Here is a 25,442-nt window from a genome sequence, read left to right as displayed (position 1 = left end):
AAAAACAGTTTATCTTTGTTCTGTCATATATTAAGTTAGTATTAACATAAAATTTTAAGAGTCATGGCTTACGTTATTAGTGAAGATTGTATCGCATGCGGAACTTGTATTGATGAGTGTCCTGTAAGTGCGATTGCTGAAGGTGAAATCTATACAATTGATCCAGATACTTGTACTGATTGTGGTACTTGTGCGGATGTATGTCCTACAAGCGCAATTAGTCCGGCATAATTCTGGGATTAATTAAAAGCATAGAGGACTACCGAAAATGTAGTCCTTTTTTTATCTATATATTTTATCGGTGTTGCCCTTTTTTCTAATTTGAATAAGCATTTATGACTCAAAAAAGGATTCTGATATTTAATGATTGCTTTTTTATGGGAGGGACAGAAATTCTTCTTGTAAACTTGTTGAATCATCTGGTTGAAAGGGATAATTGCAGAGTGACTTTATTATTACCGAATCCTTCGGAAAAGAATGTATTGCTGAGTCGGGTTTCCGATAAAGTGGAAATTAAATATCTGTTCAAAGAAGAACAAGTAGGACTTAAACGCGTTTTCTATAAGAATTTGCTTATTTTTTTACCTGCTTTATATAGCAGGCTGGTTAAGTTTCGAGAAAATGATTATGATCAGATTGTCTGTTTTAAAGACTGCTTTCATTCGATCATGTTCAGTCGGATGAAATTATTCAAGGTGCTTTGGATTCAAAATCAACCTTTTGTTCGTAATTATACAAGTCATTCAGTAAGAGAATGGCTAGGCTATACTTTAAACAGACTTCAAATAGTGAAAATGGCTCGGTCTTTTGATAAATATAACAAAGTTGTGTGTGTGTCGGATTCTTCGAAAGAGGGGTATATCAATATTTATCATAGAGGCAAGTCGCAAAAAGAGCTGATTGTTTTATACAATGCTTTGGATTTATCCAATATTGTAAAGAAAGCCGAAGAGCAGTTAGTGAGAAAAGAAGTAGAGGGTCTGAAGTTTATTGTAGTTATACGTTTGTCATATGAGAAAACAGTTGATAGAGTGATTCAGGCTGTAGAACGATTACTATCGGAAGGATATAAACTTAATGTTACTATTTTGGGTGATGGTATGGAGTTCGATAATTTACAGAATCAGGTTAAGAATAGAGGCTTAGAACAAGAGGTGTTTATGTTGGGACGGGTTGATAATCCTTTTCCTTTTATGAAAAATGCTGATTGGTTTTTATGTCCATCTTCGCGAGAGAGTTTTGCTCTGACCTTACTGGAATCTATAACTTTGGGTACGCCTGTAATCACTACTCAATGCGGAGGTCCCGAGGATGTGGTTGGACATGGGAAATATGGTATCCTGACAGAAAATAGCCAAGAGGGCGTATATCAGGCAATGAAGAAGGTGTTGGATGATCCTTCCTTGAGAGCTCATTATGTAAGAACACATGAGGAATGCCTGAGCCGCTTTGATTACAGCAGATGGCTCAAAGAGGTTGAGTCTATACTTGAGCTGTACTAGTCTTGTTTTACAGATTTCACTCCGTTAATCTTAAAGTAATATTGACACCATTGTTTGATTCCGCACTCTTCACATTTGGGACTTCTTGCAGTACATATATATCTTCCGTGGAGAATAAGCCAATGGTGAGCTATTGATAACAGTCTAGATGGTATATACTTTACCAATTCTCGTTCTGTTTCCAATGGGGTTTTAGAATTCGTAGTTAAGCCTATCCTGTTTGAAACTCTAAAGACATGAGTATCCACAGCCATTGCCGGTTTATCGAATGCCACTGATAGAATAACATTGGCTGTTTTACGTCCCACGCCTGGAATCGATTCTAATTTATCCATTGAGTCAGGAACTTTTCCTCCGAAATCAGAAACCAGTTTCTTAGCCATTCCTACTAGATTTTTAGCTTTGTTGTTAGGATAAGATACACTTTTTATGTATTCATATATTTCATCAACTGACGCTTCGGCCATAACTTCAGGAGTAGGGTATGACTCGAAAAGGGGAGGGGTTATCATATTTATTCTTTTATCAGTACATTGAGCTGATAGTATAACCGCAATGAGCAGATGAAAGTGATTGTCGTAATGTAATTCAGTTACTGCAACCGGAACGTTGGTCTCGAACCAGTTGATAACGTGTTCGAATCTCTCTTTTTTCTTCATTTTTCAGTATCGATAGTCTATTGCAAAAATAGCGAATTCTTATGAAAAGAAAAAAGAGAATACTTGTTTAAGGTATTCTCTTTTACTATATAAGATAAACGATCTCTATTAGAAGAACGCAATTCTATTGTCTTTTACATCCAGCTTCTCTTTCAGCACTTGTGTCGCTTGAGACATGATGCGATACATATTTTGGTTATTAGCTGTTTGTTTGAATGATTGTACATTGAAGTCTTTACTTTGATCTGTTTTATTTAGAACAGTAAGTACCAATACTCCGTTGTCTCCTTTTACAGGACCAGCCAGTTTATTTACCTGACCTACTTCTGCATATACATTTAATGCTGATTCACGACCGATACCCATAATGTTTGGAGTATTGAAAGTCACAAACTTAACTGTATCTACTTTTGAACCTAGCGATTGTGCATAAGCATCAAGAGATGTTAAGTTTTTAGCTTTCATGTCAGCTATCATCTTTTCAGCTTTCTTGTCTTTAAGAAGTTCAGCTTTTAATACATCTTTAACTTCCGAAACAGGAAGATATCCGGCGTCTATTTTAGAATTGATCAGAGCGATAATTTTATAGTCCGAAAGGTCGAACTTTTTAACTGAACCTACTTTTTCGTGGAAAGCCCATGATATAACTTGTCTTGATCCGTTGATCTGGGCTATATTAGGATATGCGCCGGTAATTACAGTGTTAGGAGTAACATTGTATCCTTTTTCCTGAGCAACTTTAACAAAGTCTTTTGCATTTCCGCTTTCTGCTACAAATTGGTTTAATTCATTATCCAATGCAGCAAGTGTCTGATCGCTTACAGTTACAGGTATTTGTACCAAAGCCAATTTATATTTGGTTGTCGGCTGAGTTTTAGCTTCAACTTTTACTATTTGGATTTGACCTTGTAGGTTTAGCTTAGTAACTTCTCCTATTGGAGCTTTGAACGCTGCATCAACAAAATCTTTTCCAGCCGATGCTAATTGAGGTTCTGTAACCCAACCCACTTCACCTCCGTTAGACTGAGGATATAGTTCATTTGCAACAACAGCAAATTCTTTTCCTTGTTTGATCACGTTTATGATACTATCGGCTTTTGCATTTGCTGCTAGTTTATCAGTCCCTTCCGGAACAATAATCATTCTCATTTTTACCGAGTCGGCTGCCGATGTACGATCTATCAGTTTATAGATTCTGTAAGTATCATTCTCGCGGATAGGTCCGTAGACATCACCTACAGAGGCTTCTTTAGCAAATTTACCTTCTTCTGCTGACAAGTTCTTTTCTGAGAAAAATACGTCTTGATATGGAACTTCAGAATAATCAGCTACAACTAACGCAGGATTGTCTGCGGTTACCAATTTTTCGCGGGCAGTGTTAGCTTCTTTTTCAACAGCAGCATAATCACTTTCGCTTGGTACTATTTGTTTTGTGAAGTAAGATATTTTTCTCAACTCATCTTGAGTCTTAAAGTTATTCTTACGTTCGTTATATAGTTTTTCGATTTCTTTATCTGATACAGATACAGTAGAATCTGCAATCGAAGAATATCTGTTAAGAACGTATGCAATATCAGATGTTGCTTTTGTAGCTTCACTGTTCGCTTTAGCTTCGATATCGTTTACCAAAACAGAGTTAGCCAGCAATGCATTGTATTTTTCTTCCAAACGTTGGTATTTGATCATACCACGAATGGTTGCCCATACTGATTTCAGATTTTCTAATTGAGCCTGTTGTTCTAAAGGAACTGATTTAGTATCAGTGTTTACAATCGATAAAAACTGGTTCAATGCCTGTACACTGAATTGTCCTGTTTTAGGATCTGTAAATAAAGGAATCTGACGAAGAAGCGGAGATGGGTTAGCTCCTGTTAGCATATCGTTTAATTCGGTATCACTAACGCTTAATCCTATTTTTTGAGATTCTTTGTCAAGCATCATTTCCTTAACCATTTGTTCGTAAACAAATTCTCTGATCTGAGAAGTGGTATTTTCATCTAATGAAGTTTGTCCACTGATCATCTTCTGGAATGTTTCGAAATCGGTTATTCTCTGATGATATGCTCCTGTTGAAACAATATCCCCATCCACAACAAAAGCTTTGTCCTTTTGCTTATGGATAAATGACGTTACTTCATTCCAAGGGAAAATAAAAGCCAGCAATGCAAGAGCAATGACTCCAACAAGAAGTCCGGCTTTATTTCTAATTTTTTGTAATGCAGCCATTTAAAACGTACTATTAATTTTATTGTTATTATTATTTATTTATTTACAATATTTTAGCGAGCGAAGATAATAATTTTAGCTTTAATATCCGGTCAAATCATGAAAAAACTGATCTAAAGCCAATTTTCGAATTTTATTAGTGAGGATAATGATAATTAATTCATATCAGAAAGGTTACAAAAGTTACACGATGTTTGAATATTCTCAGCTGTATTCTTTTTTGCTGATCACTACAATGCTTTATTTCCATATTAATTGCTTTTCTCTATAGATAAAACCTTTATTATGATTTCGGAAAATAGTTGAGTTAATTAAAGATTTATAGCTTATTATGGAGTTTCTTGCTCCTCTTTCTCTTCATCGAAATAGAGGTTCGTATTATCAGGTCTGAAGATGCGGTATTGTGTCATATTCATATTAGATTCGAAACCGGTTCCTTTTAGTCTGATTTTTTCGGGTCTGTTTATTTCAATGTATTTATCTGAATACACTTTTTGTTGTCTCTCATCCCAGAATAATTCTTCTGTGCTGAATGTTTCTCCTTTTGTATTTTTCATAAAGACATGACCTTTAAGCTGCCATAGTCTTCGTTGTGTGAAATTCCATGCGGTATCAGCTTTTAAAGTTGCTTCTGCATGAAAAGTAGAATCAAATCTTTCAACATATAATCCTTTAGGAAAATACCAGTGCGGATCTTTTGACGAATCGAATATCTGCCAGTCCTGAGTGATTACTTTATATCTTATTACTCCCGAATCAGAAATAAGCATAGTCACGCTATCATCACGAACCGAAGGTGTCTTTTCGCGGTCAAGAGGTTCGTCTATAATTTCTTGTTTATTATTCTCGCAGGATGTAACGAAATACAGCATTAGGATACTTATCGAAAGTATCCTAATTCCTGTTTTATATTGTTGATCTGACTTTGACTTAAAAAAACACATTGAGAAAATTCTCTTAAAAAATTTTACGCTCTTGTTATCTGAACTTATTCTTCATAAACCAAAGGTCATTCAGACAAAGACCTAATGAAACTCCAAAATATTGTTCCTTAATAAGATTCGATTTATCTGGAGAGACATTACTATATTCAAAATTTATATTTATGTACGAAGTTCTTCTTGTATATGGATCTGTCAATGGTAGCCCGAATCCGACTGTTGCACCATATTCTTTATAACCTGATACAGAATTATCGGAAGTAAGCACATTCATATATGAATTGGCATAGTTGATACCGCCTCTGAATTTCATTCTTTTGATGAAACTTCTGTCTCTTGGATCAATTGAGTATTCTATACCGCCATTAAAACGCCACCTGTTATTAAATCTGTCTTTACTATCCAAATTATCTTTCATATATTCTGAATAGCGAACTTTTTCCCAGTTCTGGTAGGTTACATCTCCACCAATAACCAAACGGCCTTTGTGATTCCATGTAAAACCGGCTCCGACAGTCATCGGTAAGTCTGTAGGCGCATCCTTACCTGTATAATTTATAGTGTCATTTTTAATGGCCGAGCCTCCGGATGTTCCTTGATAATGGATATTATTAATTTTTCCGGAAGATTTAATCTTTGGTGAAAATACTGCTCCCAATACAACTTTGTCTCCGGAGCTAAGAGGTAGAGCATATTGAACACCCAAATCGAACTTAACCATATTGACAGTCAATTTATGATAATCTGATTCGATATTCGCTTCGGAAACGTTTAATACATTGAATACCCTGTTATAGGTCGTATTACCGAATAAATAAGATATATTAGCTCCTATAGATAAATTCTTTATAGGTGAATAAGCTAGCCCTCCATATATCTGGCTGATATTACCTGAACCCGAAAAAGTTTTTTGCGTGGATATCGAATTTGACGTTTCAACAGTTCCGAATTCATATCCTACAGACGAATAGGGTAATATACCAAAACTCATCCCCAGTTTTTTAGCTAAAGGAAATTGCATGGCGATATAATCCAATCCTCCATTATCGTCATTTTGCTTGCTGCTGCCTTCACTTAATTTTGATTTTCGGTAAGAAATACCGATATCGAAAATAAAGGTAAGAGAATCAACCCCCGCATAGGATGCCGGGTTACCAGGATTGGTGTTCAGTCCTTGGACACCATAACTGATTCCTCCCATTCCTTTGGATGCACCAACAGCTTGTCCTTCTAAAATGCCATATCCGTAGCGACTATATGGCGAGTTGGTATTTTGTCCGTGTAGCGGAACAATAAAAATAATCCCGATACCTGTCGCTAGTAGTAATTTTTTATATTTCTGCATTAGTGTGAAAACTCGATAATGAATTTTTAAGATTGTCTTTCGTTTGCAAATGTATTATTTTTTACTTGAGATTCTACTGCCTTTTATTCATGAACCTGTATTTTATTATAAAATTTGCATATCTTAACTATACATCATATATGTAATTTAATGGGCGCCTTCTGTTATTTGAGCTTTGATTATTGAATACTTTATAAATTGTAATAACTTTAGATTCAGTGTAAATTGATATCTTTGGGATTGCTTTATCTTAAATATAGAAGGTTTTAATAAAGTATTCATGATAATAGCTGTTCGTTGCTATTTATAATTGAAGAGGAAATAAATAGGTCTAGGACCTTTAATTCACCGGAAGAATGGGGCGCGTATATTCACAAATTCAATTTTTACTAAAAAAAGTAGAACCAATAAAAGGAATCCTCTATTTTCTTTTCCTTTTCTTATTTTTTGAATTTTTATGGAAATTATGTGTACACGAAGGAGATACTGAAAGTCAATTGTTTGTTTTAGGATTTGACCTGACTTCCTCTATTTATCCTGTTTGCGCAGCTACAGCGCGTATTGTTTATTGGATTATTCATGATTTATTCGGCTTTGATAGCTTTAATATCAAAGGCTTGTTTATTTACTTCGATAATTCGCTGAAAATGAAAATTGTGTGGGGGTGTACAGGTATTAAGCAAATGCTTTTATTCACTTTTATACTTATTTTTTATTGGGGGCCTTGGCGCAAAAAACTGTATTATATTCCTTTATCAGTCTTTATACTTTTCATAATAAATATTCTCCGTTTGGTGGTTACCGCTTTTATAGTAAAAGATGGATTTCCTGCTTGGTTTATACCTGTAAATGAATCCTTGACGGGTGTGGATTGGAATGGCTCACAGCAAATGTATTGGAAATTCTATATAGATTGGTATCATTTCTTTCACGATGGCTTTTTCAAGTGGATATATTATGACGGAGTAATGTTCCTGCTTTGGCTTTGTTGGCAAGAAAAATTTAATCTACCTTATCAGAAAATAAGAGAGTCATGAGGTTATTATTGAATTTAATAATGAGCCTTAAATCAATAGACCGACCTTATTTTCTTTTCTTCTTTTTTGTTTTAGCTAAAGATACAAACCTCGAATTAAAGTAAGGCTGAAGTATTTCAAAGAACGGAATACTTAATCTGTATTTAGGTGTTTCGAATAGATTTGTCGCTTTATTTAATACTATTATCTGTGTTATATATCTAATAAGAAATAGCAATACCGCAGCCACAAGGTAAGCCCATAAAAAATAGATTGAACTATATACAATAGATGCCAGAGTAGTTATGTAAAACATATATCGGGAGAATGTTTCAAGTGAGAAAATCCCCGAAGTATAATTTGTAAAGTGAGATTTAGCCCGGTAATACGAGGTCTTGATTTCTTTCCAATGATTAAAACTTTGTAGATTGGTCGATACAAAACTTTCCTTATTTAAAATTACAGCAGTGTTGTCGCTTGTCATTATCCGGTTTACGAATACAAGTTCGGCACTATTGTAATTTAAGGCCGAAGAGAATCCCTTATTATCAAAAAACAAGTGTTTACGATAGGCTATATTGCGGTATGTCGCAGCGAATGGTTTATGTTTGATGGCTTTAGAGAAATACTGAAGCGAGAATATGAGATTGTCAAAAATTGCTATTTTTTTCCATGACTCATCATTGCCTTCGAAGCGGCTGTAACCTATTGATATTTGTGTTTCTTTATTTAACGGGCTTACCATACTTCTTATCCATTCATTTCCAACGGGAATAGAGTCGGCTTCGGTAAATAAAAGGATGTCTTTACGGGCAGCTTTAATGCCTATTGTCAACGGCAGTACTTTATTACGTACTTCTTCATCGTTGTCGGGAATAGGAGAGAAGGTACTATATAAATTTGAATATTCTTTTTTGAGTCTTTTTAGCAAAAACTCAGTTTCATCTGTAGCTCCTTCATTTACAACAATGACTTCATAATTAGGGTAGTCTTGACTAAGGATTACCGGTAAACATTTTTCAAGATTTTCCGATTCATCCTTCCCAACTATAATGACGGATACAGAAGGCCAATCCTTCTTCTCTTGGTTGTAGTCATTTTCTGCGTAGGTTACAGGTTTTTTGTAATCTCCCAGATAAAAATAAAGCTGAATAATAAGAAGAATCAGTAAGATGCCGAAAATGATTATCCCTATTATGTCTATTGTAAAAGATGATATAAACTGTTCCATCCCGCAAATTAAGATTTCAGACCTCTTTGACGCGCCTTCGTGTCGTCTATTGATAATTGTTGTTTTAATAAATATCCGATACTTTAAGCTGTCTTTGGATTATATAATCTAGCTCATATTTAGTATCGGCCTTATATACATAAGAAAGCCAAGGTACAATAATCTTGACTTTCTTACCCTTTATTTAAGGTTTGATCGTATTTTACAGCTTATCCGAAAGATATGCTTTTGGTATTTCTCTGCAATTATATTGCGAAGCCATGATCTCTCCATAAGCTCCAGCTGAGCGTAAAGCGACGAAATCGCCGCGTTTGGTTTCGTTCAGATCGTAATCTTTGACAAAACAATCCGAAGATTCGCATATAGGACCTACTACATCGTATTTTTCGATAGGAAGGTCCGATGATATATTTTCAATCTTGTGATATGCTTGATATAATGCAGGACGAATGAGATCTGTCATACCTGCATCAAGTATTACGAATTTTTTGCTGTCGCCTTCTTTTACATATGTTACACGAGAAATAAGTGAACCGCATTGAGCAACTACCGCACGTCCAAGTTCGAAGTGCAATATTTGTCCTTTTCTTAGCTCAAGATGTTTGTGAAATACTTCGAAATAAGGACCGAAATCAGCAATAGGATTAGTGTTCGGATCGTCATAGTCGATACCCAATCCACCACCTACATTGATGTTTCTTAATTGGATTCCTTTTGCTTCACATTGGCTTTGCAATTCGTTGACACGTTTACATAAAGGCTCGAAAGTTTCAACTTCTGTGATTTGAGATCCGATGTGGAAATGGATACCTATTAATTCGATATTCTCGAAAGTCTTGATTTTGTCAAATACTTTGTCAAGCGAAGACATACTGAATCCGAATTTGTTTTCATTCAGTCCCGTAGTTATATACTCGTGAGTATGAGCGTCTACGTTGGGATTGATTCGGATTGCAACGGAGGCCTTTTTGCCTTTTTTCTCAGCCAGTTCGTTGATCACTTCAAGTTCAGGCAGAGATTCTACATTAAAACAAAATATATTATAATCGAGTGCCAGATTGATCTCTTTATCGGTTTTACCAACTCCGGCGAACACAATTTTTGAGCAAGGAAAACCTGCGCTTATTGCAGCTTTTACCTCATTACCGCTTACACAGTCTGCACCAAATCCGGCAGCAGCTATTATTTGTAGTATCTTATGGTTGGCATTTGCTTTTACTGCATAATGTTGATGATAACCGTACTTATGAGTCTGATCTTTTATTTTGTCTAATGTCTCTTTTAAAAGATCGACATCATAATAGTAGAATGGCGTTTCGATACTTTTGAAGCGTTCGACAGGAAATGTACCTTTTGTCATTATTTTTGTGATATTTGGATGTTAAAAAATAGTATTTCTAAGAGCTTCCAGAGCCCTGTTTTTATCTTCTTCTTTTACAATAAACGATATATTACAACTGCTGCCTCCGAATGATATCATCCTTACAGGAATGTCTTTCACTGAATCAAGAACCTTCGATTCAAGCCCTGCGTTTTTCCAGTCAAGATCTCCAACTGCTGATATAATAGTCATGGATTTATCAACCGCAACAATACCCAATTTTTTGAGATCATCAGTAATTTCTGCTAAATACTTGGTATTGTCTATCGTTACAGATACTCCAACTTCGGATGTAGTCAGCATGTCGATGGATGTCAGATGCTTTTCGAAAATTTCGCAAACTTTTCTCAAAAAACCATGAGCCAATAACATTCTGCTCGATTTAATGTTGATAACAGTTATGCCGTCTTTAGCCGCGATTGCCTTTATTTTGCCCGACTCGGTGTCATTTGATATGAGTGTTCCTTTGGCCTCCGGTGTATATATATTCAGCAGCTTCACCGGAATATTAGCCATTTTAGCGGGAAGTATACATATCGGATGTAATATCTTTGTTCCAAAATAAGCAAGTTCGGCAGCTTCGTCAAAATTCAATTGATGTACCGTTGATGTGTTTGCCATCAGTTGGGAATTGTTCCCATAAAGAGCATCAAAGCTTGTCCATATCTGAATTTCTTCGGCATTAATTGCTGCACCTACCAGAGATGCTGTGTAATCACTACCTCCAAAATGAAAATTATCCACCTCTCCATAAGCATTTTTACAGATGTAGCCTTGGGTTACATACACATCCGAACGGTTGTCTGCCAATATTTTTGTTAAAGAACTGCTGATAAATGAAAGATCCGGTTCGTTTTTCTTATCGATACGAATAAAATCCAAAGCTGATAATTCTTTAGTCTCGATGCCTTTTTCTTGTAAAAGCAGATTTACAATTCCACTGCTAAGGATTTCACCCTGGGCTAAGACTATCTTTTCTTCAAATAGAGTGAACAAGTCTTTTGTGAAAGATCTGATATAATTTATCTTTTCTTTCAGAAAAAGAGTTGCTTTGGCCTTTATCTCAACGTTTTTATAAGTATGTTCTATTTTTTGCTGGTACTCCTTTTCCAGAATACTGATTGTTTCGTTTGCGCCTTCCGGATTTTTCTTGTATAAATAGTCCGAAATTTCTTCAAGTAGAGATGTCGTGCCGGAAATGGCCGATACTATAACTATACATTTGTTATTTTTACTAACTATATCAGCTACGATATTCAGTCTCTCTGGAGTATCTATGGCGGTTGAACCAAATTTTAGAACTTTCATCTATTGAATATTTTTTAATAAGAGTCCTTGATTTCAAATAAGAATCCACAATCGTTAAATCCTCAAATAGAATAAGGAACATAATAAATAATAGAAAGTATTTAATGACGTATTTTAAAGCAATAACCAGCTTTTGCTGTTATGCCTGCAAAGTCAATAAATAGGTCTTAGACCTTAAAATGAGAACAAAAATACAAAAAAAACTTTTATTTTATAGCTTTATGTTATTATACATTTTGTCTTTTATTTCTTGAAAACTAAATATACAGCAGCAACCATAAAACAGAAAGCTAATACATGGTTCCATTTGAGAGATTCGTGAAATACGAGAGAACTGAAAATCACAAAAACAGTAAGAGTAATGACTTCCTGAATAATCTTTAACTGTATGAGCGAGAAAGGGCCTCCGTTTTCATTAAATCCGATTCGGTTTGCCGGAACCTGAAAGCAATATTCGAAGAATGCAATACCCCAACTGATCAGTATTACTCCGATAAGAGGGAGCGCAGCAAACCACGAGAATTCTTTTAGTTTCAGATGACCATACCAAGCAAAGGTCATGAAGATATTGGATGCTATAAGCAATAATATAGTATATAAACCTGACATCTTTTTTTGATGCAAAGATAATTAAGTATCTGTTTGAATAACTTGGTTTCAGCTAATTTTATGTATAGAGATTTTATAAAATAAATTACCTACCTTTGCACCCTTTCAGTAACCATAAGTATTTAGTGACATATTCCGGAAAATAACTATCTGTTGTTAATACTTGCTAAGTCTCATAAAAAAAGGTCTGTGACCTTAAAAGAATAAGTCTATAAAATTCATGTTAATAGTTGAAAGTCTTAAAGTTGAATTTGGAGGTAAGACCCTGTTTGACAATATCAATTTTATAATAAACCCCAAAGACCGAATAGCTTTGGTCGGAAAGAATGGTGCCGGAAAGAGTACCATGCTCAAAATATTAGCAGGGGTTAATAAGAGCTACAAAGGTACTGTAACAGGCCCCGATGGGATGACTATTGGCTATCTCCCTCAGGTAATGCAGGTTTCCGATGAACGTACGGTAAGAGACGAAGCATCGTTGGCTTTTTCTCATATATTTGATCTACAGGATCAGATCGAAGAAATGAACCGTCAACTCGAAACCCGTACCGATTATGAGTCTGATGACTATGCTAAGTTGATAGATGATTTTACACATGCTCATGAGCGTTTGGCTAATATTGAAGATACAAATTTTGATGGTGAAGTTGAAAAAACATTATTAGGACTAGGGTTTAAACGTTCAGATTTTGATCGTCCTACAAGTGAATTCAGTGGTGGATGGCGCATGCGCATTGAGCTAGCCAAGCTACTATTGCGCAAACCTGATGTTATGTTATTGGATGAGCCAACCAATCATCTTGATATAGAATCAATAGGCTGGTTGGAAGATTTTATTACAACTCAGGCCAATGCCGTAGTTCTTATTTCTCACGACAGGGCTTTTATAGATGCGGTAACAACCCGTACAATCGAATTGACTTTAGGCAAGATTTATGATTATAAAGTGAATTACTCTAAATATGTAGAGCTGAGAGAAGAACGTCGTCAACAGCAAATTCATGCGTGGGAAGCTCAGCAAAAGCAGATACAGGAAATCGAAGAATTTATTGAACGTTTCAGGGCGCAGGCTGCAAAGGCTACATTAGTACAGAGCCGCGTAAGGCAGCTCGAAAAAATGGAGCGTGTAGAGATTGATGAAGAAGACAAATCTGCTATACGTATTAAATTTCAGCCCGCTACACGTTCCGGTAATTATCCGTTAACGGTGGATATGGTTACCAAGAAATACGATGATTATCTGGTATTTGAAAATGCAAATCTGATGATCGAGCGTGGCGAGAAAGTAGCTTTGGCTGGAAAGAACGGTGAGGGTAAATCTACTTTCGTGAAATGTGTGATGGGCGAAACTCCTTATAACGGAACAATGATGCTCGGACACAATGTGTCGGTCGGTTATTTTGCACAAAATCAGGCAGATTTATTAGATGAAGATCTCACTGTTTTTGAAACGATAGATCGGGTTGCAGAGGGTGATGTTCGTACTCAGATCCGTAATATATTAGGTGCTTTTATGTTTAACCGCGATGATTCGGATAAAAAAGTGAAAATCCTTTCAGGGGGGGAACGTACCCGTTTAGCTATGATAAAACTATTGCTTGAGCCTGTTAATTTGTTGATCCTCGATGAACCGACCAATCACCTGGATTTGAAAACTAAAGAGGTCCTGAAAAATGCAATACTAGATTATGACGGAACGGTTATACTTGTTTCGCACGATCGAGATTTTCTGGATGGATTGGTAACCAAAGTCTTTGAGTTTTCAGATAAGAAAGTCCGTGAACATATTGGTGGCATCAAAGATTTCTTGGCGAAAAAGAGAGCTTTGTCTTCATAAATAGAGAATGATAATATACCAGATAGAAAGGTTTGCAAATGATTGCAGACCTTTTTTTGTTACATACGATTAAAAATCTTTCCTTTGTTATTATGAAAAAGATATTGTTAACTATTACTTTGCTGTTAAGCGTATTATACTCTTACCCGCAAGCATACAAGACACAACCATTGTCCGAAGATGTACATACCGTACAAGTCAATAAGAATGGAAATTGGGCAAGTATCCCTGTTATAGATTTATCAGGAGACAATTATATAAACATCAATTTTGATATATTAGGTGAAGATTCTTATAGGGCATTAAAATATCGGATCATAAATTGCGATGCCGATTGGAATAAGTCCAGATTATTAGATATTGAATATCTAGACGGATTTAATGATCTGTTAATTGATGATTATGCGCAATCGGTAAATACGATTGTTGATTATACAAACTATAATTTTCAGATACCTAACGATCGTCAGCGATTAAAACTGTCGGGAAATTATGCCGTGGAAGTCTATGCCGAGGATGAACAGAATAAGGTTTTACTTATGGCTTGTTTTTCGGTTCTCGATTCTAAGATTAAAATAGACGGAGCTTTTTCATCTAATACCGATATTGACGCCAATAAAGAACATCAGCAGGTAAATTTTTCCATAAATACGGCGGGCATACAAATAAGAGATCCATTTTCCGATTTGAAAGTGGTAGTCCGGCAAAATAACAGAATGGATAATCAACGGGTAGGAGTGAAGCCTACTTACATACAGGGAGATAAGTTAATCTATGAACATAACCGTGATTTGATATTTGATGCAGGGAATGAGTATCGTCGTTTCGAGTCGGTAAGTTACCGTTATAATGGATTGAATATTGCATCTACAGACCTGACCCGCCCTTATTATTCAACTAGTATTATCACAGATAAGGTAAGGGCTGGTAAACGTTATATTTATGATCAGGATCAGAATGGTCGTTATCTGATCAGGAATGCAGAGGCGAATGATGCCGATATTCAGGCTGATTATTTTAAAACACGTTTCACATTGGATATTCCCGAACCTATATTAGAGCCCATATATCTGAACGGAGGTTTTACAAATAATTGGTTTGATGAAAAGTACCTGATGAAATATGATATTGCAAACAAAGTTTATACTGCTGATGTTGTATTAAAGCAGGGAGCATATAATTACCAATACCTTACTCAGTCGGGTAAAATATATAGCCAGGCAAAAATTGAGGGTAATTATTTTGAAACAGAAAACGAATATGCGGTTTATGTATATTACCGCCCTGTTGGGTTCTTATCTGATCAATTAATCGGTTTGTTGTTAATATCGGGGAAATAGTATTATTAAATCTTAAAAAATATTAGGGCTTTATGTATTTCGGACACAAATTATATCTAAGTAACAGCAAGCATCTAGTGATGTATTTTTAGTTTATTACATACTTTGGTTGTTATACTTACCAAAGTAATAAGTAGGTCTGAGACCTTTAGTTGAAAAATAAGATAAAAAAATATGAAGAAGCAATTGTTTTTAGGATTGCTTATACTCTTTTCAGTAGGGGTATTCGCACACACTAACCAAACCTCAAAAGGTATGAATAAGTATAGATCTCAATGGGAGCAGGTTGAGAAGTTTGAAAAAGATAATTTACCAAAATCTGCTTTAAGTGTAGTTAATCGTATTTTTAAAGATGCTGTGTCGTCTAAAGATACGCCGCAAACTATCAAATCATTACTTTATATCAATAAATATAAAATTTCGATTGATAACGAAACCGATATATCTATTTTTTCAGATATAGACAGTTTGATAACGATTTCGAACAAGGCTGATGATAAAGCTTTGCTTCATTCACTTATTGCGGAAGTTTACCTAAATTATTATGATGCTGTAAGATGGCAGATATCCAATCGGACTGATATTGTTGGATATATACCCAAAGATATTAAAGAGTGGACAGGGAATATATTCAGAGACAAAGCTGCAGAACACCTCAAGGCGTCTGTCGGGAACGAGAGTGAGTTGCTTAAACAGCCGGTGCTGAATTACAAAGATATACTGATAGAAGGAGAAGACTCGAGAACATTATATCCTACTCTTTACGATTTTCTTATTAAAAGGGCTATAGATCAGTCTGCAAGAATGTCAAATTCTTATAAAGGTTCTCAATCTGCAGACTTTGACAGGGCTTTAAAGTCAAAAGGTTTAAAAGCTTCCGATTTGGCTTTACCTGCAAGTGATTTTCTTAAACTGAATTTTTCTGATAATGGTAATCTTTTAATACTTGGTTTTTATCAGAGTGCTTTAAAATCTTTTAAAGCCCGAAATATGAACGAGTCTGTTGTGTTTACAGAATTAGACCGTCATAATTATCTGATGCGGACAGTGGGTTCATATACTGATAAATATGCAAAAGGCTTTTTGTTGAATCTTGAACGGGAAAACGAAGCATACGATTATAATGTAGAGGTCATTTATGCCTTGACCCAACTTTTACAGAGGACGGGAGAGCCAGATAAAGAGGATAATCTGACCCGGATTTATGATTGGTGTCAGCTAGGATTGAAAAAATATCCGAAATACAGCCGTATAAACTTATTGAAAGATGTTCTGTATAACATTGAGAGTCCTTATGCTCAGATCAAAGGAAAAGAGGTGTATCATCCTGATACGAAGAAAAAGACTTTTACTCTTCTATACAGGAATTTAAAGTATGTCAATCTTAGAATTATAGATAAGAATACTCAGCAAGAGGTCAAAAAGCAGACTGTTAATCTGAACCCAAAATCGACTTATTCACAAGAAAGCATCCATTTTGATATTGATCTGAACAAAATAGGTAACTACAATCTGGTTATTGATTTTGATAAATCTGTGTCAAACGATAAGTCCGAAAGATGCGAGTTTACAATATCGCGACTGGCAAATTTTGTTCGGAACAGAAGTCAGGATGTATATGAATTTTATATCGTGGACAGATTGACAGGTGCACCTGTGTCAGATGCAGTGATAACAATTAAGAAATCCGATTCTAAGAATATTTATAACGATATAGATCAAGTAAAAACCGATTCGAAAGGCTTTGCCGTATATGATTTATCAAGAATATATAACCGGGATAAAGGTAATTTGTATTCGTATCGCTATAGTGTTAGTAAAGGAGATGATAAACAAAATGTATTGGCTTATTTTAGTTATTCTTATAATTTTCAGACCAATGAGCAAAGTGGATCAAAAGAGATTATCAATTTGTTTACAGACCGGAGTATTTATCGTCCCGGGCAAACAGTCTATTTCAAAGCCGTAAATTTGTTACAGGACAAAGAAGGAGAGTTCGCGTTAGCCAAAAACAAACAATATAATGTTGAGTTGTTCAATGTCAATGGTGAGAGAATATCCGAAAAGAGTTTGACCACAAATGATTTTGGTTCTGTTTCAGGAGAATTCGTCTTGCCGAAAGGTCGGTTAACCGGACAATATAGCATTAAGGTTGGTGATCGTTATACATATTTTATGGTTGAAGAATACAAACGGCCGACTTTTCAGGTAACTTTTGATAAAATAGATAAGGCGTATGCTTTTGGTGACAAAGTAAAGGTAATCGGACATGCCGAAAATTTTTCAGGAATAAAACTGCAAGATGCAGAGGTTTCATATAATGTTATACAACGTCCATTTTTCAGATGGTGGTATGGCGGTGCAACCGAAACAATAGATAACGGTACAGTAGTCACTAATGCTGATGGTTCATTTGAAGTTTCTTTTGTTATTCCTCAAAGAGAAACCTCAAATAGTCGTTTATTTGGCAATCAAATATATAATTATGAGATTACTGTATCAGTAACCGACCAGAATGGAGAGACTCAGGAAGGGACTTCATCCTTTGTTGTTGGAGATGTATCAGTGATTTTATCAACAGATATAGGTGATAAGATTGATAAAGCATCAGACAAAAAGATAGTTGTTAGTTCAACTAATCTCAATGGGGAAAATATCTTATTAAACGGAACTTACGTCTTATACAGTTTACATGCCAATGATAGTATAAATTCACAGGTAAAGACAGGTGAATTTAAGTCCGAAGAGACAGATCTGATGGAAATTATGAGAAGTTTGCCTTCTGCTAAATATCAGTTAGTTCTTTCTGCTAAAGACGATAAGGGTAGAAATGTTACTGCAAAAGAAAATTTTGTTTTGTACTCATACAATGACAAACAGCCTCCTATAGAATCAAATGAGTGGCTAGTAGAAAAGAAAACAACCTTCTCAACAGCACAAAGTGCAGAGATTGCTTTTGGGGTTTCAGCCAGAGATATTACAGTGTTATATGAAATAGCCGGAAATAATCGGGTATTTGAAAGACGGCAGATTAAGTTAAACAACTCAATTGAGAAATTCTCCATTCCTTATAAAAAGGAATATAATAAAAACGCAGTCGTATCATTTACATATATTATTGATGAAAAGCCTTATACCCAACAAATAGTATTAACGAAAGAGGATGAAAAGAAAGATCTTAATCTGAAATTTGAAGTTTTCAGAGATAAGCTTAAGCCGGGACAACAGGAAGAATGGCGGATTTCGGTAAAAGACAATATCGGTAAGCCTGCTTTTTCGGAACTGCTGGCATCTATGTATGATAGTTCGTTGGATAAACTGAACAGCCCTAATCCTTGGAATCTGATCACTGCTTCTTATTCTCCATCAACCGGAGTTGATTTGTTTCAAAGAGGAGGGGGATTTGATGATTTGAATCAATATTTTTATTTTGATAATACAGGCCGACCTTCCTATAAGAGTATGTCGATTGATCGTTTGAACTTATTTGGTTTTAGTTTTTCCTCCAATAATAGAATTGTTATAAGAGGAATGTCTTCTGTGCCGCAACCTGCGCCTGCACCGGCTTTTGCCGTAGAGCGACTTTCTGGTTCAGTTCAGGGGATTATGGATATGAAATCAGAGTCTTCTGTACAGTTTACACCACCTGTGATTACAGACGATGCAGGTATTGTTGATAATATAGCAGACAAGTCTCCTGTTCAGATAAGAAGTAATTTTAATGAGACTGCATTTTTCTATCCTCAATTGAGAACGGATAAAAATGGAGAGACTATTATTTCATTTACAGTACCAGAATCGAATACAACATGGCGGTTCAGAGCATTAGCCTATGATCAGAATCTTAATACAGGCTCATTAGAGGCTATCGCAATATCTCGAAAAGAGTTGATGGTCACCCCTAATATGCCGAGATTTATAAGGCAGGGCGATAAGGCTTCAATCTCTACTAAGATATCCAACCTTTCGGATAAAACTGTATCAGGAAAAGTACGACTGGTATTTTTTGATCCAGTAACAGATCTGGAAAAGGATATAAAATTGGAGAATAAGTCTCAGATTTTTGAATTGGCTAAAGATGCATCGTCTTCGGTGACCTGGTTGTTCGATGTTCCTTCAGATATAGATATGCTTGGGGTTAAAGTTATAGCCGAAAGCGAATCTTTCAGTGATGGAGAGCAACATGTTTTACCTGTACTTTCTAACAGGATGCTTGTAACCGAAAGTATGAATATGAATCTGAACAAAAGCCAGACTAAAGACTTTGTATTCGATAGGTTTGTCAACAATAAATCGAATAGTTCTTCTAACTACCGGCTGACGTTCGAATATACCGGAAATCCTGCATGGTATGCCGTGCAGGCGTTACCTGTATTGAGTAACCCAACCAATGAGAATGCTGTAAACTGGTTTGCCAGCTATTATGTCAATGTATTGGGGAATTTTATATCTCATCAATATCCTAAAGTAGCTTCGATGATAGCAACATGGAAAAAACAAGGTGCAGATAAGAATACAATGGTTTCGAAGTTGATGCAAAATGACGAACTTAAACAAGTTTTATTTGAGGAAACACCATGGGTACTAGAAGCTAAGGACGAAACAGAACAGATGGAAAGATTGTCTCTGCTGTTGGATCTGAATAATTCGAAGAATCAGGCGGATCAGGCTATTGTAAAATTACAGGAACTGCAACGTGAAGATGGTGGCTGGGCTTGGTACAAAGGAATGTATTCGAGTCGTAGTATAACGCAGTATGTATTGTACGGATTAACTCAGCTAACTCATCTTAATGCAGTAGAGTATGGAGAAAACGTGAAAGTAATGCAGATGAATGCGCTTAAGTATATAGACTCACAGATCCTGAAAGAATATGAAGATCTGAAGAGGTTTAATAAAAACTGGCAGAAGCTGTCTTATTTATCAACCAATCAATTGGAATACCTTTATGTAAGATCATTTTATCGAGATATACCAATAGACCAGAAGACTCGTGAAGCTGAGAGGTTTTATACTTCTATTGCAGAAAAAAATTGGACTAAGCTCAATTTATACGAGCAATCATTATTGGCTGTTTTAGCTTCGCAGAATGGTAATAAGATATTAAATAACAAAATTATAAACTCCTTGAGAGAGCATGCCACAATAAACGATGAAATGGGCATGTTTTGGGCAAATAATGAAATTCGGAGTTTTATGGGGCAATCAGCTGTAACTGTGCATACATTTCTGATGGACGCCTTTAAAAATGCAAATGCGTCTGACGATGAAATGGATAGAATGAAACAATGGTTGTTGAAACAAAAACAGACTCAATTATGGGAGTCGACTCATGCTACAATTGATGCGATATATGCTCTATTGAGTGCAGGTAATGATTGGTTTGCTGCATCCGGAAATTCCAAAATTACAATTAATGATAGAATTCTAGATACGAAAAGTAGTGTGCCTGGTGTGGATTATATAAAGCAAAGTTGGAGTGGATCAGACATAACCTCAGGTATGGGTAGAGTTTCGATATCCAAAACATCCGAAGGTCCTTCTTGGGGTACTATGTATTGGCAATATTACGAAGATCTGGATAAAGTAACAGATCAAAAGGGTGTGTTGAATGTCGATAAGAAATTGTTTGTGGAGCAATCTTCTATCAATGGCAAATCTTTGGTGGAAGTGAGTGAATCTACAGCTTTAAAGGTTGGAGATAAAGTTATCATACGTTTGACTATCCGTTCCGATCGAGATATGGAGTTTGTTCAACTGAAAGATATGAGGGCTTCGTGTTTTGAACCGGCCGAAACATTATCCGGAATCAAATGGCGGGAGAGCACATATTATTATCAGTCGACTAAAGATGCATCCACTAACTTCTTTTTCGATTTATTGCCAAAAGGCACTTATGTTTTTGAATATCCCGTTTTTGTCAATCGAGTGGGTGACTATAGCAATGGTATAACTACGATACAATGTTTGTATGCTCCTGAGTATATCTCTCATACATCAGGGACTAAGGTTGTTATTAAATAAAAGGAATATTTCTAAAAAGAACGGCTTTCCATCATGGAAAGCCGTTCTTTTTTAGTCTTTAAATAGTAAATCTATAATCTTATTCACCTAGAGATTCCCGCAGGAAATCGATTGATTCAAAGATTTCATCTTTAGTTGCTGTTTGGTTGAGTGCAAGTTTACCGATACCTTCCAGTAAGGTAAAGTTTATACGTTCTGCTGATTCATTTTTTTTATCATGTTTCATTAGTTCGTATAAGGTTTCATAATCGTCACATGAAAACGGAAACAAGCCATAGTTTTCACGGATGAATACCAATGTTTGCCATAATTTATCTTTAGGGAATCCACATTTTTTATATGAGAGATATAATTCGCAAATAGTTCCCCATGCTACAGCATATCCATGTTGAACCGGCTTATTAATAGTGTAGGATAAGCTTTCGAATGCATGTCCGATGGTATGTCCGAGATTAAGAGCTTTACGGATATTTTTCTCAAAAGGATCTTGCTCTACAATCTTTTCTTTAACAGCTACTGATTCTACGACCAATTCTTTCAGTATATCGTAATTGATCTGATGCGTATCGAAAGAAAGTAGGTTTAACCATACCTGTTCATTAGATATTAGTCCGTGTTTGATCATCTCAGCATATCCTGAGAGAAAATTAGGATGATCTAGTGTCTTGAAAAATTCAGAATCAATCAGTACTGTTTCAGCGGGAGCGAATGCACCTATTTCATTTTTTAAACCATTGAAATTAATTCCGGTTTTTCCCCCTACAGCAGCATCTACAGCTCCAAGTAAGGTTGTCGGTATATTAATGCTTTTTATTCCCCTTTTAAAACTGGCTGCGGCAAATCCTCCGATGTCGGTAACCATACCTCCTCCTAAACTGATAAGCAAAGAGTGTCGGGTCGCTCCGTTTTGAGAAAGGTAACTCCAGATACATGCCAGGCTTTCGAGATTCTTATTATTATCTCCGGCTTTTATGATGATTTTTCCGGCCTTCTTTATTTCTTCGATTTCAGAGATAAGAGGATAACATAATACATCTGAATTAGTATCCGTTAAAACAAATAGCTTATCATGGGCTATCTGAGTGAGAATATTCTTTAAATCTGCTTTTAGATCAGACGATTTGAGTACTTTTTGCATAGAGTCGATATTATTGTAGAATACTATTTTCAGGGAATTTGTATCCTCGTAAAAGTTCTTCTGTGTTAAGAGCTTTTTTTCCGGGCAATTGAAGATTGGTTATATTGATAAAACCATCTTTGCAACTTACCTTTATATAAGTCTTATTGTCGGTTTCGATATTTCCTTCTGATTGTTCGTGCTTACATTTTTCCATTGTAGCAGAGTATATCTTTACAGGAACTGCGTTTTGTCCCTGAACTTTTAATTCGGTCCATGCTACGGGGTGAGGAGATAGTCCTCTTATATGGTTATATATCTTTTCTACAGACTGATTCCAATCGATATGACAGGTTTCCTTGAATATTTTGGGTGCAGGTTTCAGTTCTTCTTCGTTTTTGAAAAATTGATCTTGAGGAATGGCTTCTGTTTTTCCTTCAAGCAGAAGGTCTACTGTTCTTTTAACTAACTGAGCTCCCATAACCATAAGTTCATCATGTATTTTTCCTACATTGTCCGAATCGCCGATTGGTAATTTTTCTTGAAGTATGATTTTTCCTGTATCTATTTCGTGAGTCAGAAAGAAAGTCGTAGCTCCGGTTTCTTTGTCTCCATTCATTATTGCCCAGTTGATAGGCGCAGCTCCCCTGTATTGAGGTAATAAAGAGGCATGTAAATTGAATGTACCTAACCGTGGCATATTCCATACTACTTCGGGCAACATGCGAAATGCTACTACTATCTGAAGATCGGCTTTCCATACTTTTAGTTCTTTGTGAAAATCTTCATCTTTTAGTTTATCGGGCTGCAATAAGGGTAAGTTTTGTGTTAAAGCGTAGCTTTTAACTGCCGAGTATTGTATCTTATGACCTCTTCCCGCAGGTTTATCGGGCATTGTTATTACTCCGACTACATTATAATTGTTTTCTACAAGTACACGAAGACTTTCTACTGCAAACTCAGGAGTCCCCATAAATACTATTCTTAGATCTTTTTTATTCATAAGTTATTCGTGCTGATTTAGTCCATTTCTGAGAAATTGTCAACCAGAACTTTTCTATAATTATTAAGAATACTTGATTTTGAAACGAACCCGAGGTATTTACCGTCTTCATCCACAACCGGTAAATTCCATGCTTTTGTCTGATCAAATAACCGCATGATTTTTTCCATTTGCATATTCACGTTTATCACCCCCGGAGGTGATACCATAAAACGGGTTACCTTGAAGCGTTCGTATAGTTCGGGACGGAACATGATATTTCTGATATTATCAATAAGTACCACACCCATAAGTTTACCATTGTCATCGACAACAGGGAAAACGTTTCGTGACGATTGCGTTATTACTTTAACCATGTCTCCCAAACTCATTTCTGGTTTTACAACCTGAAAACTTTCTTCCAATAGAGATTTTAGATTCATGAGTGTTAGTACCGCTTTGTCTTTATGATGAGTTATCAATTCTCCTTTTTTTGCGAGACGCATTGCATATATACTGTGAGGCTCGAATAGTTTTATAGTGGCAAATGAGATTGTTGATACTATCAATAACGGAAGCAGTAGCTCATATCCTCCGGTGAGTTCGGCTATTAGGAATGTCCCTGTCAAAGGGGCATGCATTACCCCTGCCATTACTCCTGCCATACCCATTAACGCAAAATTTTCGTGAGGGAGGAATGGCGATAGATGTGATCCGTTTATGACGTAAGCAAATGCAAAACCGGCAATACAACCCAAGAATAATGATGGGGCAAATATACCACCCGTACCACCTGCTCCGTTAGTCGCACTCGATGCAAATACTTTGAATATGAGTAAAGAGCCTAAAAGCCCGATTATACCCCAGTTAGATCCTTTCAGCGTATAGAATAAACTTCCATCCATAATGGCTTCCGAGCCATTTATCCCTCTCAATAGTAGGTTGATTGTATTGTATCCTTCTCCATATAATGGGGGGAACAGAAATATCAGAATACTAAGAATACTTGCTCCAACTGCGAACTTTTGCCAGTAGTTGAGTTTGCGAAATACATTTTCGGTAGCGTCCATTGCCCGTGTGAAATATAGTGCGACTAATCCGCAGAATATACCTAATGCAATAACATATGGTATTCGCTCTAGTAGAAAAGGTTCGGCATGTGCAAACTGAAACATGGCTCCGGTACCCGATACCACATACGTAAATGTTGCGGCAGTAACCGATGTTACAAGCAATGGCAATATAGTTGTCATTGTGAGATCTAGCATCAATACTTCGACAACGAAGACCAATCCTGCGATAGGGGCTTTGAAAATACCTGCGATGGCACCTGCGGCTCCGCATCCGATCAGTAGCATGAGGTAGCGTTGTTCTATTCTGAAAAAGCGTCCGAGATTAGATCCTATAGCTGATCCTGTAAGGACAATAGGAGCTTCGGCTCCGACCGACCCTCCGAATCCGATGGTTATGGAACTGGCTATAATAGATGTGTACATATTATGAGCACGGATATAGCTCTTACGCTGAGAGATTGCATAAAGAATTTTAGTTACCCCATGACCGATATCATCCCTCACTATATATCTGACAAATAATCCTGCTATAAGAATACCTACTATAGGATATATCAAATACATGTAATTAACATTTGCAATGCTGAAGTTATCAGTAAGTAAGTGCTGAATGAAATGAATCAGTGTTTTTAGAATGAGCGCAGCCAATGCCGTTAAAATACCGACCAGAAAACTTACGAAAACCAAAAAATGCTGTTCCCGTATATGTCTGTTCTTCCATGCTAAAAACCTGGATAAACTACTATTTTGTTCCATATTTATTAATTGAACCTCAAATTTACAATTTACAATAAGAATATGGAAATATTTTGAATGTCAAATTGTACCTAAGGTCTCAGTCCTGTTTATTA

The 25,442-nt window shown here is 36.0% G+C and carries 17 protein-coding genes; 6 read left to right on the top strand and 11 right to left on the bottom strand.

Annotated elements, in window-relative coordinates:
* Positions 1-63 precede the first annotated feature (63 nt).
* Both K322_RS20690 and K322_RS0113735 read left to right on the top strand, forming a co-directional pair.
* Positions 64-231 carry a DUF362 domain-containing protein gene (locus K322_RS20690; RefSeq protein WP_084158582.1) on the top strand — a complete coding sequence of 56 codons (168 nt, stop codon included), beginning with the start codon at positions 64-66 and terminating at the stop codon, positions 229-231.
* 146 nt (positions 232-377) lie between these two features.
* Positions 378-1,502, top strand: a complete 1,125-nt coding sequence (locus K322_RS0113735; protein ID WP_157279464.1) for a glycosyltransferase — start codon at positions 378-380, stop codon at positions 1,500-1,502.
* Here K322_RS0113735 and nth read toward each other — a convergent pair.
* The 4 genes from nth to K322_RS0113715 form a co-directional block, all read right to left on the bottom strand.
* On the bottom strand, positions 1,499-2,161 hold the full coding sequence (gene nth / locus K322_RS0113730; RefSeq protein WP_026627387.1) for an endonuclease III: 663 nt from the start codon (positions 2,159-2,161) through the stop codon (positions 1,499-1,501). The genes K322_RS0113735 and nth overlap by 4 nt on opposite strands.
* Positions 2,162-2,269: 108 nt before the next feature.
* Complete coding sequence (locus K322_RS0113725) at positions 2,270-4,387, bottom strand: peptidylprolyl isomerase (protein ID WP_026627386.1); 2,118 nt, start codon at positions 4,385-4,387, stop codon at positions 2,270-2,272.
* 329 nt (positions 4,388-4,716) lie between these two features.
* On the bottom strand, positions 4,717-5,331 hold the full coding sequence (gene lptC, locus K322_RS0113720) for an LPS export ABC transporter periplasmic protein LptC (protein ID WP_026627385.1): 615 nt from the start codon (positions 5,329-5,331) through the stop codon (positions 4,717-4,719).
* A 34-nt stretch (positions 5,332-5,365) separates the two neighbouring features.
* Complete coding sequence (locus tag K322_RS0113715) at positions 5,366-6,673, bottom strand: hypothetical protein (RefSeq protein WP_026627384.1); 1,308 nt, start codon at positions 6,671-6,673, stop codon at positions 5,366-5,368.
* A gap of 356 nt (positions 6,674-7,029) precedes the next feature.
* On the opposite strand from K322_RS0113715, the gene K322_RS0113710 reads away from it, so the two are divergent.
* The gene (locus K322_RS0113710; RefSeq protein ID WP_051290810.1) at positions 7,030-7,710 is read left to right on the top strand and encodes an exosortase/archaeosortase family protein; all 681 of its coding nucleotides are present in this window, start codon (positions 7,030-7,032) and stop codon (positions 7,708-7,710) included.
* A gap of 46 nt (positions 7,711-7,756) precedes the next feature.
* On the opposite strand, the gene K322_RS0113705 is transcribed toward K322_RS0113710, so the two are convergent.
* From K322_RS0113705 to K322_RS0113690, 4 genes are all read right to left on the bottom strand, one after another.
* Complete coding sequence (locus tag K322_RS0113705) at positions 7,757-8,920, bottom strand: glycosyltransferase (protein ID WP_026627382.1); 1,164 nt, start codon at positions 8,918-8,920, stop codon at positions 7,757-7,759.
* A gap of 202 nt (positions 8,921-9,122) precedes the next feature.
* Positions 9,123-10,280: a diaminopimelate decarboxylase gene (gene lysA / locus K322_RS0113700; RefSeq protein ID WP_026627381.1), complete on the bottom strand. Its 1,158-nt coding sequence runs from the start codon at positions 10,278-10,280 to the stop codon at positions 9,123-9,125.
* 21 nt (positions 10,281-10,301) lie between these two features.
* The gene (locus tag K322_RS0113695; protein WP_026627380.1) at positions 10,302-11,609 is read right to left on the bottom strand and encodes an aspartate kinase; all 1,308 of its coding nucleotides are present in this window, start codon (positions 11,607-11,609) and stop codon (positions 10,302-10,304) included.
* A gap of 243 nt (positions 11,610-11,852) precedes the next feature.
* Positions 11,853-12,218 carry a DMT family protein gene (locus K322_RS0113690; RefSeq protein ID WP_026627379.1) on the bottom strand — a complete coding sequence of 122 codons (366 nt, stop codon included), beginning with the start codon at positions 12,216-12,218 and terminating at the stop codon, positions 11,853-11,855.
* A gap of 220 nt (positions 12,219-12,438) precedes the next feature.
* On the opposite strand from K322_RS0113690, the gene K322_RS0113685 reads away from it, so the two are divergent.
* From K322_RS0113685 to K322_RS0113675, 3 genes are all read left to right on the top strand, one after another.
* Positions 12,439-14,055 carry an ABC-F family ATP-binding cassette domain-containing protein gene (locus tag K322_RS0113685; RefSeq protein WP_026627378.1) on the top strand — a complete coding sequence of 539 codons (1,617 nt, stop codon included), beginning with the start codon at positions 12,439-12,441 and terminating at the stop codon, positions 14,053-14,055.
* Between the two features lie 92 nt (positions 14,056-14,147).
* On the top strand, positions 14,148-15,395 hold the full coding sequence (locus K322_RS0113680; protein ID WP_026627377.1) for a type IX secretion system plug protein: 1,248 nt from the start codon (positions 14,148-14,150) through the stop codon (positions 15,393-15,395).
* Positions 15,396-15,569: 174 nt separating this feature from the next.
* Positions 15,570-21,419 carry an alpha-2-macroglobulin family protein gene (locus K322_RS0113675; protein ID WP_026627376.1) on the top strand — a complete coding sequence of 1,950 codons (5,850 nt, stop codon included), beginning with the start codon at positions 15,570-15,572 and terminating at the stop codon, positions 21,417-21,419.
* 79 nt (positions 21,420-21,498) lie between these two features.
* Here K322_RS0113675 and aroB read toward each other — a convergent pair whose 3' ends face one another.
* From aroB to K322_RS0113660, 3 genes are read right to left on the bottom strand one after another with little or no spacing between them, the layout of a single operon-like run.
* The gene (gene aroB / locus K322_RS0113670) at positions 21,499-22,557 is read right to left on the bottom strand and encodes a 3-dehydroquinate synthase (RefSeq protein ID WP_026627375.1); all 1,059 of its coding nucleotides are present in this window, start codon (positions 22,555-22,557) and stop codon (positions 21,499-21,501) included.
* A 10-nt stretch (positions 22,558-22,567) separates the two neighbouring features.
* A complete protein-coding gene (fmt, locus tag K322_RS0113665; protein WP_026627374.1) occupies positions 22,568-23,539 on the bottom strand; it encodes a methionyl-tRNA formyltransferase in 972 nt (323 codons plus the stop codon).
* A 17-nt stretch (positions 23,540-23,556) separates the two neighbouring features.
* A complete protein-coding gene (locus K322_RS0113660; protein WP_026627373.1) occupies positions 23,557-25,347 on the bottom strand; it encodes a chloride channel protein in 1,791 nt (596 codons plus the stop codon).
* Between the last annotated feature and the right edge of the window lie 95 nt (positions 25,348-25,442).

This window comes from Indolivaga capnocytophagoides DSM 22835, assembly GCF_000426485.1.
GTDB classification, from domain to species: domain Bacteria; phylum Bacteroidota; class Bacteroidia; order Bacteroidales; family Dysgonomonadaceae; genus Dysgonomonas_A; species Dysgonomonas_A capnocytophagoides.
Note: the sequence above shows the minus strand (reverse complement) of the source record. Positions and strands in the feature narration are given on the sequence as shown.